Here is a 12,932-nt window from a genome sequence, read left to right as displayed (position 1 = left end):
TGCGGCTTAGACACCTCCACCACACCGGAGGTCTTCGTCATGATCAAGACCCGACACCGTCAACAACGCTCGTGGTCAATACAGCTAGGTCGTGTCTTCAAAGTCCCGTCTGCCTGCCGTGCCCTGGCACGCACGCTCTCCCCCGTAGCCCTGCGGGCACGGGCGGTGCCCCCAGCGTTGTCGTCAGTCGCCGATGGCCCCCTGTGCCTGGCGGCACGGGAGGTGCCCCCACCGCATGGACTCTCCCCCTGGGCTTCGCCCGGGGGGACCCCCATCCGGGCGGACGACGCTACTTTGAAGACACTCCCTAGGGCCGCGGACTTGAGGTCGAAAGCGTGCGCGAGATCCTGGTAGCCGGCGATGTCGGGATGGACCCCGACGCTCTCCATCCGCTTCTCGATCTCCTCCAGCTCCGCCAGCCCGGTGCGCAGCCCGTCCTCGTCGCGCACCACACCCGTGTGCTCGGTCATGGTGTCGCGGATGGCGCGCTGGAGCGCGCGCACATTCTCCCGACCGTCCGCGGCGAGCAGGTCGTCGACCTCGGCACGGGCCTGCTCCACCGCCGCCGCCGAACGCGGCTGCGCGGTCAGCGACGCCGAGTGGGCGGCGGCCGCCCGCCCGGTGAGACGGCCGTATCCGAGGATGACAACCCGTCGCACTGGGCGTATTACACGACTGTCAACGTACGCCGGGCAGCGTCCCGGCGGTCGGGACGGGCGACCGCAGACCGCCGGCGGCGACCACCCCGCCGTCCCCGGGCTGAGGGAGTGTCGTCACAGTCCCGCCGGACGGACGGGACTGTGACGACACGACCTGGCTAGGACGCGAGCGTGATGGTCGTCGGCGTTCCGCGCCAGGCCATCCGCGCGTACGGACAGAGCGAATCGGCCTTCTGGAGCAGCGGTGTGGCCTCCTGCGGGCTGACCCCCTGCCACTTCACCACCAGGTCGATGCGGAGCAGATAGCCGCCGTCCTCCGGGTCGCGCCCGAAGGCCACGGTCGCCTCGACCGAGATCGTGGCCGGGGCGAGCGCGTTCTCCCGCGCCACCAGACTCAGCGCCCCGTGGAAGCAGGCCGCGAAGCCGGCGGCGAACAACTGCTCGGGGTTGGTCCCCTTGCCGTCCCCGCCCAGTTCCGCGGGCATGCGCAGGTCGAGGTCCAGGACGCCGTCGGACGAGTGGGCCTTCCCCGAGGCCCGCCCGTGGGCGGCCACACCGCCACTGACGGTCACGGTCGTCGTGTAGATGGCGGAGAAGGACTCCCCGTCGTAGTCCTTCTCGATGGAGAGGTCGGGCAACTGGATCGGGTCGGTCACGGCAATGACTCCGGCGTGGTCGTGGTGCGTGCCCTGATCGGTGCCCGGCAGCACATACGCAGAGGAGGTGGATCGGGGAGTCCGGGCAACTGGTTGACCGACGAGTCACCGAGGTTGTGACATCTTGCCGCTCGCCGCACCGTGGTCCCGGAGCCTGGCGACCGTCCTCGAACAGATCAGTCCGGTGGCCCCTGCAACGACGACGTTCATCTGGGTCTCTTCCCGTCGGGGGCCCCGTGGATGCGTTCATGACGGCGGCGTCAGCCACTCACCACACTTAGGACAGTGCGTGCGCCGTTGTTGTGACACCGACCCGTGTACCGTCGTCCGTGTCACAGATCCACACGGTGGCCGGTCAACACTGGCGAACGGTCATGGAGCCGCGGCCGGACACCGACTCACGGCGAGTCCACGAGGTGCCCGACGCCCATGACACGGCGACCCACGGAAGGTGCACAACAGTGTTGGACCACCACGCGGACCACATGCACGGAACCGGCGACGAGGGGGAGAAGGCGAGCTGGATGACCGCGGCGCGGGTGCTGCAGTCCGCGGAGCCGCTGACGATCCCCGAAGGCGCCGCGGCGATGACCGTTCGGATCGAGTGGGAGCCCGGCGACCCGGGCACCCCGCCGCACCGCCACTCCGGGCCCGCCTTCGGGTACGTGATCGAGGGCGCGGTCCGCTTCGAGTTGGAGGGTGAGCCGGAGCGGGTGGTGGAGGCCGGCGGCACCTTCTGGGAGCCGGGCGGCGATGTCATCCACTACCAGGACGGCAACGCGCTCGGCGACGCCCGGACCGGTTTCGTGGTCACGATGATGTGCGCGCCGGGCAAGCCCATGCTCGAACTCGTCTCCGAGAAGGAGCTGGAGCAGCGCGCCCATCTGCGTGCCCCGCGGCCCACCGGGTGACATCACCGGTCCATCGGGTGACGCCACCGGTCCACGGGCGCGCGGCGCGAGGACACGGCACGCGATGAATGCCGCCGACGCCGTGCCCTTCGGGCCATGGGCGCCCACGGCCCTACGGCCACTTCTGGGACGGCCCGATGGCGCTGGGCTGGGCACGGCGATCACGCTGGTCCTGCCCCACTGATCGGCGTGATCGCGCACCCCGTGTCACCCCGTGCCGACGACGGCCTTGCTACGCATCAGAGAGTCGGACAGATAACTGTCGTGGGGCACGCCTGGGCCATCCAGTGCGTCGGGTGGGCGCCGGCGTACACATTGCCGATGGTCGGCTCCGCCAGCAGCGCCTCGTCACGCGTGAGCGCCGACAGGACGAGGGAGTCGCGCAGCGGGGCTATGCCGTCCGACCGGCTCCAGGGTGCCACCCACACACAGGGGAAGGAGAGTTCGGTGCGCAACTGGACGGCATCGGCCCGCTCGACCTGATGGACGGCCGGTCGCAGCACGGCACTGCCGCCGCGAACCGGGCGTCGAGCCCGGCGGCGACGGGCCTGATGACAGGCGGGCAGGAACTGTTCGGTGATCGTCTGGGCGGCGTCGGGGGCCTGGGGGAGCACGATGCTGCGCGGGGCGTTGGGTTCTCCTTCGCCGACAACGCCCCTGCATGACCAGCGGACTTCTCCGAAAGTCTCCTTCACGCCCTTCCCGGCCTCGACGCATTCGCCCGCCTGAACACCGCGGCCCTCCTCACGTACCGTCGGCCCGGCCTCGCCCCTGCCGGAGGACGACACTGTCATCAGGGCCGGGGTGCACGTGCTCTATCACCAAGGGATTGCCCGACACTTCGTCAGATAGTTCGGGCCAACCGGCGATCCCCCGAGTGGAAGTGAAGCTTTCCGGCTGATTCCCTTTACGCGGAGGGGGCGGGCAACCCGGAAGCGGAGTGGCCCGCAGCGCCAGGGAAACCACCCGAACCCCCCACACGGCTACACCAAGCGGCAGCAGCCCACACACCTCGTTGGCCGAAAACCAAACTAATCGTTTATGGCATTTTCCGGGCTATTCCCCTTTCCGTCCAGAAGTCAAGCAACTCGGAAGCGGAGTGGCCCACAGCGCCAGGGGAACCACAGGAAATGCGCCAATCTGCACACACTCGGCTCCCTCGCACAGTGACATCAGGCGGCAGCTCATGCACCTCGTTGGCCGAAAAGCAAAGTTGTATCCATCGGTGTGCGCACCGGACCTCTGGCTACGATGCCGGGACTCTACGGATGAGGGGACAGCCGATGAGTGGCAATCACAGCAGAGTCAGAAGCCGCGCCATGGGCCTGGGGGGAGAGAGTGGACCCGGGTGCGAACTGGAATCCCTGACAGTACGCGAACTAGAGGTCCTCTCCCTGCTGGCCACAGGGGTATCCAACCGGCTCCTCGCCCGCCGGCTGGGCATAGCCGAGCGCACGGTCAAGGCTCACCTCACCAATCTGATGCGCAAGCTGGGTGTCGAGTCTCGAGTCGAGGCGGCCCTCGTAGCACAGAAGTTCGAAACGACGCTAGTGGACCTTCGGGATCATGCCCAAAGGTCCGATGGGCAGCCGCTGCCGCAATTGCAACAGTGATGGCGGCGGTCGGAGAGCCCGGCCGCGGAAGTCCGGATCCCGGTGGGAAGCAGGTAGCCCATTGGTGGATCTTGAAGGGGACATCAGTATGAAGCGTCTTTTTGCGTCGCTCGCCGTGGGAGCCGCAGTCGCCGGTGGGGTCACGTTCGCCACTGCCATGCCCGCGCAGGCCAGCAGCGTCACGTGCTCGTCGTCGGGCCACGACTCCAGCAACGGCGGAGATGCGTGGGCCAACAACTGTTCGCACGGCACGTCTCCCCAGGTCCGACTGCGGGGTACGTGTGAGCTTTCGCCGTTCGATGTCGTCTCGCCCTGGCGTGGCGGTCCGTTCTCGGGCGTCAACTTCAGGACCTCGGACTGCACCTTCGGTGTTTCGTCCTCGGGATTCCAGCACTGAGGTGAAACACCCCTGAAGGCTGCCGGGCTGAGGAAAGCAGCCCGGCAGCCTTCTCCAGTGTCGCAGTCCGCCGCGCCCCGGAGATCAGACACACACCGACGAACCCCGTACGCGGCGAATGCGTGAGCGCCGTCCGTACGAAACGGCACAATGGCCGTGCAGAAGAAACCAGTACGAAGACCGGTACGAACGAAGGGCTGCTCAGGTGTTGGTGTTAGACGAGGTGACCCGGAACTACCGCAGTGGAGAGATCGAGGTGCCCGCGGTGCGCGGGGTGAGCCTCACAGCGCGACAGGGCACTCTCACCGCGGTGATGGGACCGAGCGGGTGCGGCAAGTCCACCCTGCTCACCATGGCGGGCGGTCTGCAACCGCCGGACTCCGGCTCGGTGAGCGTCGCCGGCACCCGTATCGACACCCTCGAAGAGACTCAGCTCTATCAGCACCGCCGCCGAAATATCGGTTATGTCTTCCAGGACTACAACCTCGTCCGCATCCTCAGCGTCGCGGAGAATGTGGCCCTGCCCGCCGAACTCGACGGAACTTCCCGCCGCAAGGCCCGAGCCCAGGCACGTGAGGCACTGGCCTCCGTCGGTATGGACGAGTACGCGGATCGCTACCCCGACTCGCTCTCGGGCGGGCAGCAGCAGCGGGTCGCGCTGGCCCGGGCCTTCTCCGGTGGCCGTGGGCTGATCCTCGCCGATGAGCCGACCGGGGCGCTCGACACCGAGAGCGCGGCCCAGGTGATGGTGAGCCTGCTGTCGCTGGTGCGGGCGGGGGCCACCTGCGTCATCGTGACGCACGACGAGGCGGTGGCCGCCCGGGCCGACCGGGTGGTCCGGATGCGCGACGGCGTGCTGCACGAAGGCGGCCATGACCACGCCCCGGCCACCGAGGCCGCCGTATGAGCGCTCGTAGGATCGCCTTCCGCATCGCGCTGCGGCGGGTGCGGCACGACCGCAGGCGGACCCTCGGCCTCACCGCCGCGCTGCTGATCCCGCTGACCCTGGCCGTCGCCCTGGTAACCCTGCGGGCAACCGGTGAACTCCCGCAGGACATCCGGGTCGCCGCTGCCTTTGGCCAGTCGGCGAACGTGCTGCGCAATCACGACCTCGTCTCGGAGCAGGGGGTCGAGCAGGCGATGGCCGGGGCGCCCGGGGCGCTCGCGAAGGCCGCCGGGAAGGACATCGAGGTGCACGCGGAGGTCGACGGCCGGCTTCCCGTCTCCTCCGGCGGACTACAGGTCGACTCCTTCGGCTACGGACTCGAACTCGACCGGCCCGTCCACCGCGGACGATTCGCCATGACCGAGGGCCGGGCACCGCGTGCGGAGCACGAGGTCGCGCTCTCATCCACCGTCGCCGAACGACTCAAGACCGAGGTCGGCGACCGGGTGCGGCTCGGCAAGGGGAAGACCGACGTCGAGGTCACCGGAATCGCCGCCATCCCCACCGACACACTGCGCAAGTTCGTGCTGGCCACGCCCCTCACCGTGGCCCGCGAGGCTCCCTCTCCCTCATCGGCCGGACAGGGCGGCTCGGTGGCCGGGGGCCAGAACAGCACGAGCGTCGTGTGGTTCACCCCCAACGCAATCACTCCGGAGACCGCCAAGGCCATGGCCGAGTCCGGCTGGCGCTCCGAGCCCCGCCCCGACTCCGTCGCCGACAGTGACAACTCCGGCTCCCTCCTCCCCCAGGAGTCCGCATCCGCCTGGATCCTGGGGCTGGTGGTCCTGGTCCTCGGTGAACTCGGCCTGGTCATGGGCGCGGTGTACGCCATCGTCGTACGCAGCAACCGACGTGAACTGGGGCTGCTGGCCGCAGCCGGGGCCGGGCCGAAGACCCGGCGTTCGGTCATCACCCATCAGGGCTTCTTCGTGGGTCTCATCGCCACCGCACTCGCGATGGCCATCGGGGTCGGGGCAGCCTGGCTGCTGAGGCCGTGGGCCGCGGAGCGCAGCGGTGAGATCTGGGGAACGCTGCGGCTGGACACCACCGCTACCGCGGTCCTGGCAGTCCTCGGCATCGTCACCCCCGCGATCGCCGCCCGGATCGCGGCACGCGGGGTGGGCGGCGATGTCGTCGCAGCCCTGAGGGACCAGGCCCACTTCGAGACGGGCACCCCACGTCGTGGGCAGGTGCTGCTCGGCTCGCTGCTGACCTGCGGACTGCTGCTGATCGTCGCGGGTGGTGCGCTGAAAGCGGCGTTCACGGTCATGATCGGGGGACTGGCCCTGGTGATCGGTACGGGCATGCTCGTCGCCAGAATCCTGCCGTCGACAAGCAACCGGGCCGACGGCTTTCCGCTGATGCAGCGGATCGGCGCGCGGCTCCTCGCCCGCTCCGCTTCCCGTTCCGCCACCATGGGCACGGTGGTCGCCAGCCTCACGGTGCTCGCCGGGCTGGTACTGGCGGCCATGGGCGGCCTCACCGCCGAGGTGGGGAAGACCTACCGGCCGAACTCCCCCGAGGGATCGGCCTTCGCGTACGCCACCAAGATGCCGCAGACGTCCACCGTCGCCGCGATGGCGGACGCTCTCGGCAGCGACCGGCTGGTCTTCATGACGCTCGCTGCCCCTCCCGTGCCCAAGACACCGACTCCTGACGGGAGTCCGTGGACCTTCTGGGGTGAGTTCCAGACCACCACCCAGCTCTCCGAGGACCGGCCCACCTCGGTCATGGTGGTCAAGGAGGCGGATCTCCCCGCGCTGCTCGACAGGGCCGCCACTGCCGAGGAGACCAGGACACTGGCCGCCGGTGGGGCGATGGTGATGGACAAGCGGCTCGCCCCCGGCGGCAAGGTCGCCCTGACCGCGCCCGAGTCGCCGGTCACCGGCGCGGGTCAACCACAGATGCTCCAGGTGAGTCTCGACGCGGTGGTGTCACAGTCGCGGTCGGACTACCGCAACTTCCCGGCGGTCTACGTCACCACTGCCGGGCTCAAGGCCATGGGCGGCATCGAGCAGCCCAACTCCGCGTATTTCTATCTGCCCAAGCCCGCCGGCTCGATCTCCACGGAGCAGGAGGACCGGGCGCGCGAGGTGCTCGCGTCCGATATCGGCAGCGGCTACTTCACCCTGGAGGTGGAGCGCGGACCGGTGGCGGCCGAGGTTCTGCGTTCGACGACGGTGGGCAGCGCCGTGGCGCTGATGCTGGTGGCCGCGACCCTCGCGTTCCTCACCGTCGCCCTGGCCACCCAGGAGATGCGCCCCGACCTCTCGGCACTGGCCGCGGCGGGCGCCGACCGCCGGTTCCGATCCCTGCTCACCGGGGTGTACGCCGGTCAGGTGACGCTCCTCGGAGTGGGGATGGGCATGGTGGTGACCGCCGCTGTCACCCCCGCGCTGCTCGCCGCGCTGGAGGTGGGCTGGTCGCTGTGGCCCTGGCTCGGGCTGGCCGGCGCCTCGGCGGGCGCCGTGGCGGCGGCGGTACTCGCCGGCTGGATCGGTGGCTCGCGGGTGACGACCCTGCTCAGGGCGGTGCGCTAGGGAGTGTCTTCAAAGTAGCGTCGTCCGCCCGGATGGGGGTCCCCCCGGGCGAAGCCCAGGGGGAGGGCCTGGCGGGGTCTGGTGCGTGCGATCGCAAGGCGGAGGATGGGGGTGCCCCCGGGCGAAGCCCAGGGGGAGAGTCCATGCGGTGGGGGCACCTCCCGGGCCGCCAGGCCCAGGGGGCCATCGGCGACTGACGACAACGCAGGGGGTCCCTCCCGTGCCCGCAGGGCTACGGGGGAGAGCGTGCGTGCCAGGGCACGGCAGGCAGACGGGACTTTGAAGACACGACCTAGCTCGGCCTGTCCGCGGCGGATACCGTGGCAGCGGCCCGTACTGCCGCCAGCGGCCGGAAGAGCGCACGGGGGTGTTCTCACCGCCACCGGGCCGGTGAACACACCCCCGCCCACCCCACGCCCGCGATTGCGCTGCTCAGCCGCGGAGGTGGGCGCCGATCGTGAGGAATGCCCGGACGAGGGGGACGTGTGGAACCGCTGGGGAGACGACCTGGGAGCCGTAGTGGACGATCACCAGGTCGAGGGCGGGGGAGATGAAGAGGCACTGGCCGTGGATGCCGCTGGCCATGAAGGAGCCGTAGGGGTCGTTCGGGATCCACCAGAGGTCGTGGTAGGAGAGGGTGGCGGGCGAGCCGGGGAAGGGTGCGCGGCGTGGATAGCCGTGCGGGGCGCCGGAGACGATCGTGGAGGCGACGGCCTCGGGGACGATCTGGCGGTCGCCGATAGCGCCGCCACAGCGGATCATCTCGCCCAGCCGGGCCAGATCGCGGGCGGTGGCGCTGAAGCCGCCGCAGGCGGCCTCGGTGCCGTCCGCGTCGAGGACGTAGTAGGCGTCCTCCTCGGCGCCGATGCGGGACCAGACCATCGCGGACAGCAGCGCCGAGGTGGTGGTGCCGGTGATGCGGCGCAGCACCTCGGCGAGGGCTTCGACGTTGCCGTTCTCGTAACGGAACTCCAGGCCCGGCTCACCGGTCGCCCGGGCGGTGGCGAGGTGCTCGCGGATGGTGGTCGGCCCGGTGTAGCCGTAGGGGCGCAGTTGGGGGGCGAGGACGGCGAAGTAGCGCTGCGCCTCCAGGGCTTTGTCGTAGGGGCGGCCCGCGTAGCTCATCCGGGTGCCCATGTGGAGGAGGTGGTCGACCTGTGCGTCGCCGAAGGCGGTGCCGGCGAGTTCGGGCACGTACGCCGCCACCCGGGCGCCGCGGTCGAGTTGCCCCTCGTGGGCGAGGACCGCGGCGAGGAGGCCGAGGTAGGACTTGGCGGCCGAGGCGTTGAAGTGCGGGATGTGGGGCTCGTACCCGTGCAGGTACTGCTCGTGGACGAGCGTCCCGCGGTGGAGTACGAGCAGGGCGTCGGTCTCGGCCTGGGCGAGCAGCTCGGGGAGTGTGAGCGACTGCCCGTGCGGTCCGGTGAAGGCAAGGCCGTCCAGGGCCCCGGGCGGCGTGGCCGGCAGTGCTGAGGCCGCGCCGGATCCGCGCCAGACACCGCGGCTCGGAACGAGCTCCCGGCCCGACATCGTGTGCCGACGGGCCCAGGCCGGATCGGTGTATCCCCGTGCCCAGACGAGGTCGGCCAGTGGGGGCATGTCTGTCATGCGTCCTGTCCGCTCTGTCGATCGTGTGTTACTGGGCTCGATACCGTACATCGTGTCTGGTAACTCGACCAGAGGCGCGGGGGTGAGCGGGGGAGCGGCGCATGGTGCGTCCGCTGTTCAGGGGATGAGGTCGAGGGCTCCGGGGGCGTCGGACGGGGTCAGTCCGGTGGCCCAGACACGGCCGTAGACGGACAGGTCGCGCAGGTGGGCGGTGATCTCGGCGGCGCTGTAGCCGGTGTCGTTCTCGATCCACCAGGTCAGCAGGCCGATGAGTTCGCCGGTCCAGGCCCTGGCGACGATGTCCAGGGGGATCCTCGGGGTGACCGCCAGCTGTTCGCTCCGGGTGCGGAAGGCGGCCTCGGCGTGCGCGCAGATGACAGAGGTGAACTCGCGCAGGGCCCGCCCGTCGCCCTCGCCCCGCAGGATGACGCGGTAGACGGGCTTCTCCTGCTCCGCGTGGTCGAAGATGTACTTCACCGGCAGGCCCGTGAACCCCTCGGCGTGTGCCTGCTGGACCGCCGGCAGGAGGCGTTCGCGGTCCTCGGCGAGGTCCCGGACGATGCCGACCAGCAGGTCTTCCTTGTCCCGGTAGTGCGCGTAGAAGGTGGCGCGGCCGATGTCGGCGCGCGCGGTGATCTCCTCGACGGTGATCGCCTGGAACCCCTTGTCCAGGACCAGTTCGACCAGGGCCTGGCGCAGCGCCGCCCGTGTCCTGCGGACACGGCGGTCTCCCGCGGGCTTGATTTCCACTTCGCTTCCTTCTCTCCGGATCGTTGACCTGACCCTACTGCTGCCCTTACGTTGCCGAGCACAAAGCTTGATACCAGACGCAGTGTTCGGAAACTTTGGAGGTGTAATGAACCTCGGGCGGTACATACGCCGGACGGCCGGCCACCAACCCGACGCCGAAGCCGTGGTCTGCGGCCCTGTCCGGCTGACGTACGCGGAACTCGACGACCACAGCGACCGCCTCGCCACCGCGCTGGGCCACCTCGGACTGGGCCGGGGCGACCGCGTGGCGACCCTTGCCGCCAACCGCGCCGAACTGGTCGTCACCGAAGCGGCTCTCTGCAAGGCGGGGCTGGCCCGCGTACCGATCAACGCCCGGCTGGGCGCCGCGGAGGTCGCCCACCTGCTCACGGAGTCGGACGCCCGCGTTCTGCTCACCGACGCCGCCCACCTGGAGACCGCCCGCGTCGCGGTCCCCGGCACCGGGGTGAAGGCGGTCCTGGGCTACGACGGTCCGAGCGACCTGGGCCCCGGCTGCGCCGAGACCCTCGCGGCCACCACCGCCGAACCCGTGGAGGTGGAGTGCGCCGAGGACGACATCGCCGTACTGCACTTCACGTCCGGCTCCACCGGCAGGCTCAAGGCGGCGGTCCAGACGTACGGCAACCGCCTGGCGCTGCTGCGCAAGTCGGTGATGAGCGCCGACACCCGGGTCGGTCCCGGCGGCCGGCAGATCCTGGCCGGGCCGGTCACCCACGCGTCGGGCATGCCGCTGCTGGGCATACTCTTCGCCGGCGGCTGCGCGATCGTGCTGCCGCGCTGGGACGCCGAGGAGTTCCTCGCCACCGTCCAACGTGAGCGCGCCACGCACGCCTTCGTCGTTCCCACGATGGTCAACACCGTCCTCGCGCTGCCAGGCGCACGCGACTACGACATCTCCAGCCTGCGACAGCTCATCTACGGCGCGGCGCCCATGTCGCCGGCACGGATCCGGGCGGCCTGGGACCTCTTCGGACCCGTTCTCTCCCAGGGGTTCGGCTGCGGCGAGACCACCTCCGGGGTGCTGTTCCTCTCCACCGAGGACCATCGGCGGGCCATCGAGGGCGAGGACGAGGAACTGCTGCTGTCCTGCGGACGGCCGATCGCCGAAGCCGAGGTGCGGATCGTCGACGACAGCGGCGCCCCCGTCGCCGACGGGGAGATCGGCGAGATCGCCGTCCGCGGACCCGACGTCGTGCCCGGCTACCACAACGCGCCTGACCTCACAGCGCAGACCTTCCGCGACGGCTGGTTCCACACCGGCGACCTCGCCCGCCGAAGGTCCGACGGGTACGTCTTCATCGTCGACCGCAAGAAAGACATGATCATCTCCGGCGGATTCAACATCTACGCCGTCGAGGTCGAATCCGTCCTGCACCAGCACCCCGATGTGTACGAGGCCGCCGTCGTCGGCATCCCCGACGAACAGTGGGGCGAGGCCGTCCAGGCCGTCGTCGTTCCCCGCGACGGCGCCGTCCTCGACGAGGCCGAGCTGATCGCCTTCTGCGCCGGACGCCTCGCCCGGATGAAGAAGCCCCGCGCCGTCGAGGTCGTCGCCGCCCTGCCGCACAACCCCAACGGCAAGATCGACCGCCGCGCGATCCGCGAGCGGTACTGGGCGGGCGCCGAGCGCCGCGTCCACTGACCCCAGGAAGTCCACTGACCTCAGGAAGTCCACTGACCTCAGGAAGTCCACTGACCTCAGGAAGTCCACTGACCCCAGGAAGTCCACCGACCTCAGGAAGTCCACCGACCCCAGGAACAGGAACCCGCACCATGCCCTACACCCTCGAACCCGCCTACGACGACAACCCGCGCCTCCAGGAACTCGTCGACCGGCTGCGCACGTATCTGACCGACGAGCTCATTCCCTTTGAGCGCGCGCACGGCATCACCGCCGAGAGCGAGCTCGACCGCCCGACGCTGGAACACGTCTGGAAACGCAGCGCGGAACTCGGCTTCTACGGCATCAGCCTGCCCCCCGAGCTCGGCGGCCAGGGCCTGAGCCTCACCGAACTGTGCGCGCTGAAAGAGGAACTGACCGCTTCCGGGGCCGCCCTGTCCCACTCGGTGCTGGGCGACATGGGAGGGCCGCTGCGCGTCGGCGCGATCGTGCAGTACGCCACCGAGCACCAGCTCGACCGTTACCTCATGCCCGTCATCCGCGGCGAGCGGGCCTGCTGCTTCTCGATCACCGAACAGGACGCCGGCTCCGACGTCCGGCGGATGAGCACGACCGCGACCCCGGACGGCGACGCCTACATCCTCAACGGGCACAAGGTGTACTCCTCCGCCGCCCCCTTCGCGGACTTCGCGATCGTCGTCGCCCGCATGGCCGGAACCGAGGAGGCGTACAGCGCCTTCCTCGTCGACCTCGACACCCCCGGCTGCCGGGTCCTGGACGGCGAAGTCCCCATGTCCGGACAGCGGATGGAAGGCGACCTCGTCTTCGAGGACTGCCGGATCCCCGCGAAGAACCTGCTCGGCGAGATCGGCCAGGGCCTGCGGATCGGCATCGGCCGCATCACCCTCAACCGGTTGCTCCACTGCCCCTCCCTGATCGGCGCCGCCCGGCGGGCCTGGGACCTGTCCGTCGCCTACTCCAAGAGCCGCGTCGCCTTCGGGCAGCCGCTGCTCGCCCTCCAGGCCATCCAGCACAAGCTCGCCGACATGGCCACCGACCTCTACGCCGCCCGCTCCATGGTCATGGCCACCGCCGCGCGCGCCGACCGCGGCGAGAACATCGCGGTCGAGGCCAACATGTGCAAGCTGTTCACCTCCGAGGCGTGCTTCCGCGTCGCCGACCAGGCCGTACAGATCCACGGCAAAGCCGG

General features: G+C 69.9%; 9 protein-coding genes and 2 pseudogenes. 6 read left to right on the top strand and 5 right to left on the bottom strand.

The genetic code is table 11. The annotated features are described in order from the left end of the window. Nucleotides 1–302 precede the first annotated feature (302 nt). Together FF041_RS17400 and FF041_RS17395 are read right to left on the bottom strand one after the other, a co-directional pair. Nucleotides 303–650 (bottom strand): annotated as a pseudogene (locus FF041_RS17400) (succinate dehydrogenase); the annotation flags it as partial. Nucleotides 651–817: 167 nt separating this feature from the next. After that, nucleotides 818–1,315, bottom strand: coding sequence for an Ohr family peroxiredoxin (locus FF041_RS17395; RefSeq protein ID WP_323391980.1), 498 nt, complete (start codon nucleotides 1,313–1,315; stop codon nucleotides 818–820). Nucleotides 1,316–1,800: 485 nt separating this feature from the next. Here FF041_RS17395 and FF041_RS17390 point away from each other — a divergent pair, with 485 nt between their 5' ends. Then, nucleotides 1,801–2,226 (top strand): cupin domain-containing protein, encoded by a 426-nt coding sequence (locus FF041_RS17390; protein WP_153523658.1) that lies wholly within the window; start codon nucleotides 1,801–1,803, stop codon nucleotides 2,224–2,226. Between the two features lie 207 nt (nucleotides 2,227–2,433). On the opposite strand, the pseudogene FF041_RS17385 reads toward FF041_RS17390, so the two are convergent. Then, a pseudogene (locus FF041_RS17385) lies at nucleotides 2,434–2,738 on the bottom strand (aldehyde dehydrogenase); the annotation flags it as partial. Nucleotides 2,739–3,356: 618 nt separating this feature from the next. Here FF041_RS17385 and FF041_RS40340 point away from each other — a divergent pair. From FF041_RS40340 to FF041_RS17370, 3 genes are all read left to right on the top strand, one after another. Next, nucleotides 3,357–3,839, top strand: coding sequence for a helix-turn-helix domain-containing protein (locus FF041_RS40340; RefSeq protein WP_323391979.1), 483 nt, complete (start codon nucleotides 3,357–3,359; stop codon nucleotides 3,837–3,839). Nucleotides 3,840–4,441: 602 nt separating this feature from the next. Next, nucleotides 4,442–5,143, top strand: coding sequence for an ABC transporter ATP-binding protein (locus FF041_RS17375; protein WP_323391978.1), 702 nt, complete (start codon nucleotides 4,442–4,444; stop codon nucleotides 5,141–5,143). Then, on the top strand, nucleotides 5,140–7,722 hold the full coding sequence (locus FF041_RS17370) for an FtsX-like permease family protein (RefSeq protein WP_153523653.1): 2,583 nt from the start codon (nucleotides 5,140–5,142) through the stop codon (nucleotides 7,720–7,722). The genes FF041_RS17375 and FF041_RS17370 overlap by 4 nt, the downstream gene beginning before the upstream one ends. Nucleotides 7,723–8,154: 432 nt before the next feature. On the opposite strand, the gene FF041_RS17365 is transcribed toward FF041_RS17370, so the two are convergent. Both FF041_RS17365 and FF041_RS17360 read right to left on the bottom strand, forming a co-directional pair. After that, nucleotides 8,155–9,330: a serine hydrolase domain-containing protein gene (locus tag FF041_RS17365; RefSeq protein WP_194292063.1), complete on the bottom strand. Its 1,176-nt coding sequence runs from the start codon at nucleotides 9,328–9,330 to the stop codon at nucleotides 8,155–8,157. A gap of 117 nt (nucleotides 9,331–9,447) precedes the next feature. After that, the gene (locus tag FF041_RS17360) at nucleotides 9,448–10,080 is read right to left on the bottom strand and encodes a TetR/AcrR family transcriptional regulator (RefSeq protein WP_323391977.1); all 633 of its coding nucleotides are present in this window, start codon (nucleotides 10,078–10,080) and stop codon (nucleotides 9,448–9,450) included. A gap of 106 nt (nucleotides 10,081–10,186) precedes the next feature. Here FF041_RS17360 and FF041_RS17355 point away from each other — a divergent pair, with 106 nt between their 5' ends. Both FF041_RS17355 and FF041_RS17350 read left to right on the top strand, forming a co-directional pair. After that, nucleotides 10,187–11,743: an acyl-CoA synthetase gene (locus FF041_RS17355; protein WP_153523651.1), complete on the top strand. Its 1,557-nt coding sequence runs from the start codon at nucleotides 10,187–10,189 to the stop codon at nucleotides 11,741–11,743. Nucleotides 11,744–11,874: 131 nt separating this feature from the next. Beyond that, nucleotides 11,875–12,932: acyl-CoA dehydrogenase family protein (locus FF041_RS17350; protein ID WP_153523655.1), on the top strand; the 1,058-nt coding region annotated here is incomplete at its 3' end.

It is taken from the genome of Streptomyces jumonjinensis (genome assembly GCF_009600885.1).
Classification (GTDB): Bacteria; Actinomycetota; Actinomycetes; order Streptomycetales; family Streptomycetaceae; genus Streptomyces; species Streptomyces jumonjinensis.
Note: the sequence above shows the minus strand (reverse complement) of the source record. Positions and strands in the feature narration are given on the sequence as shown.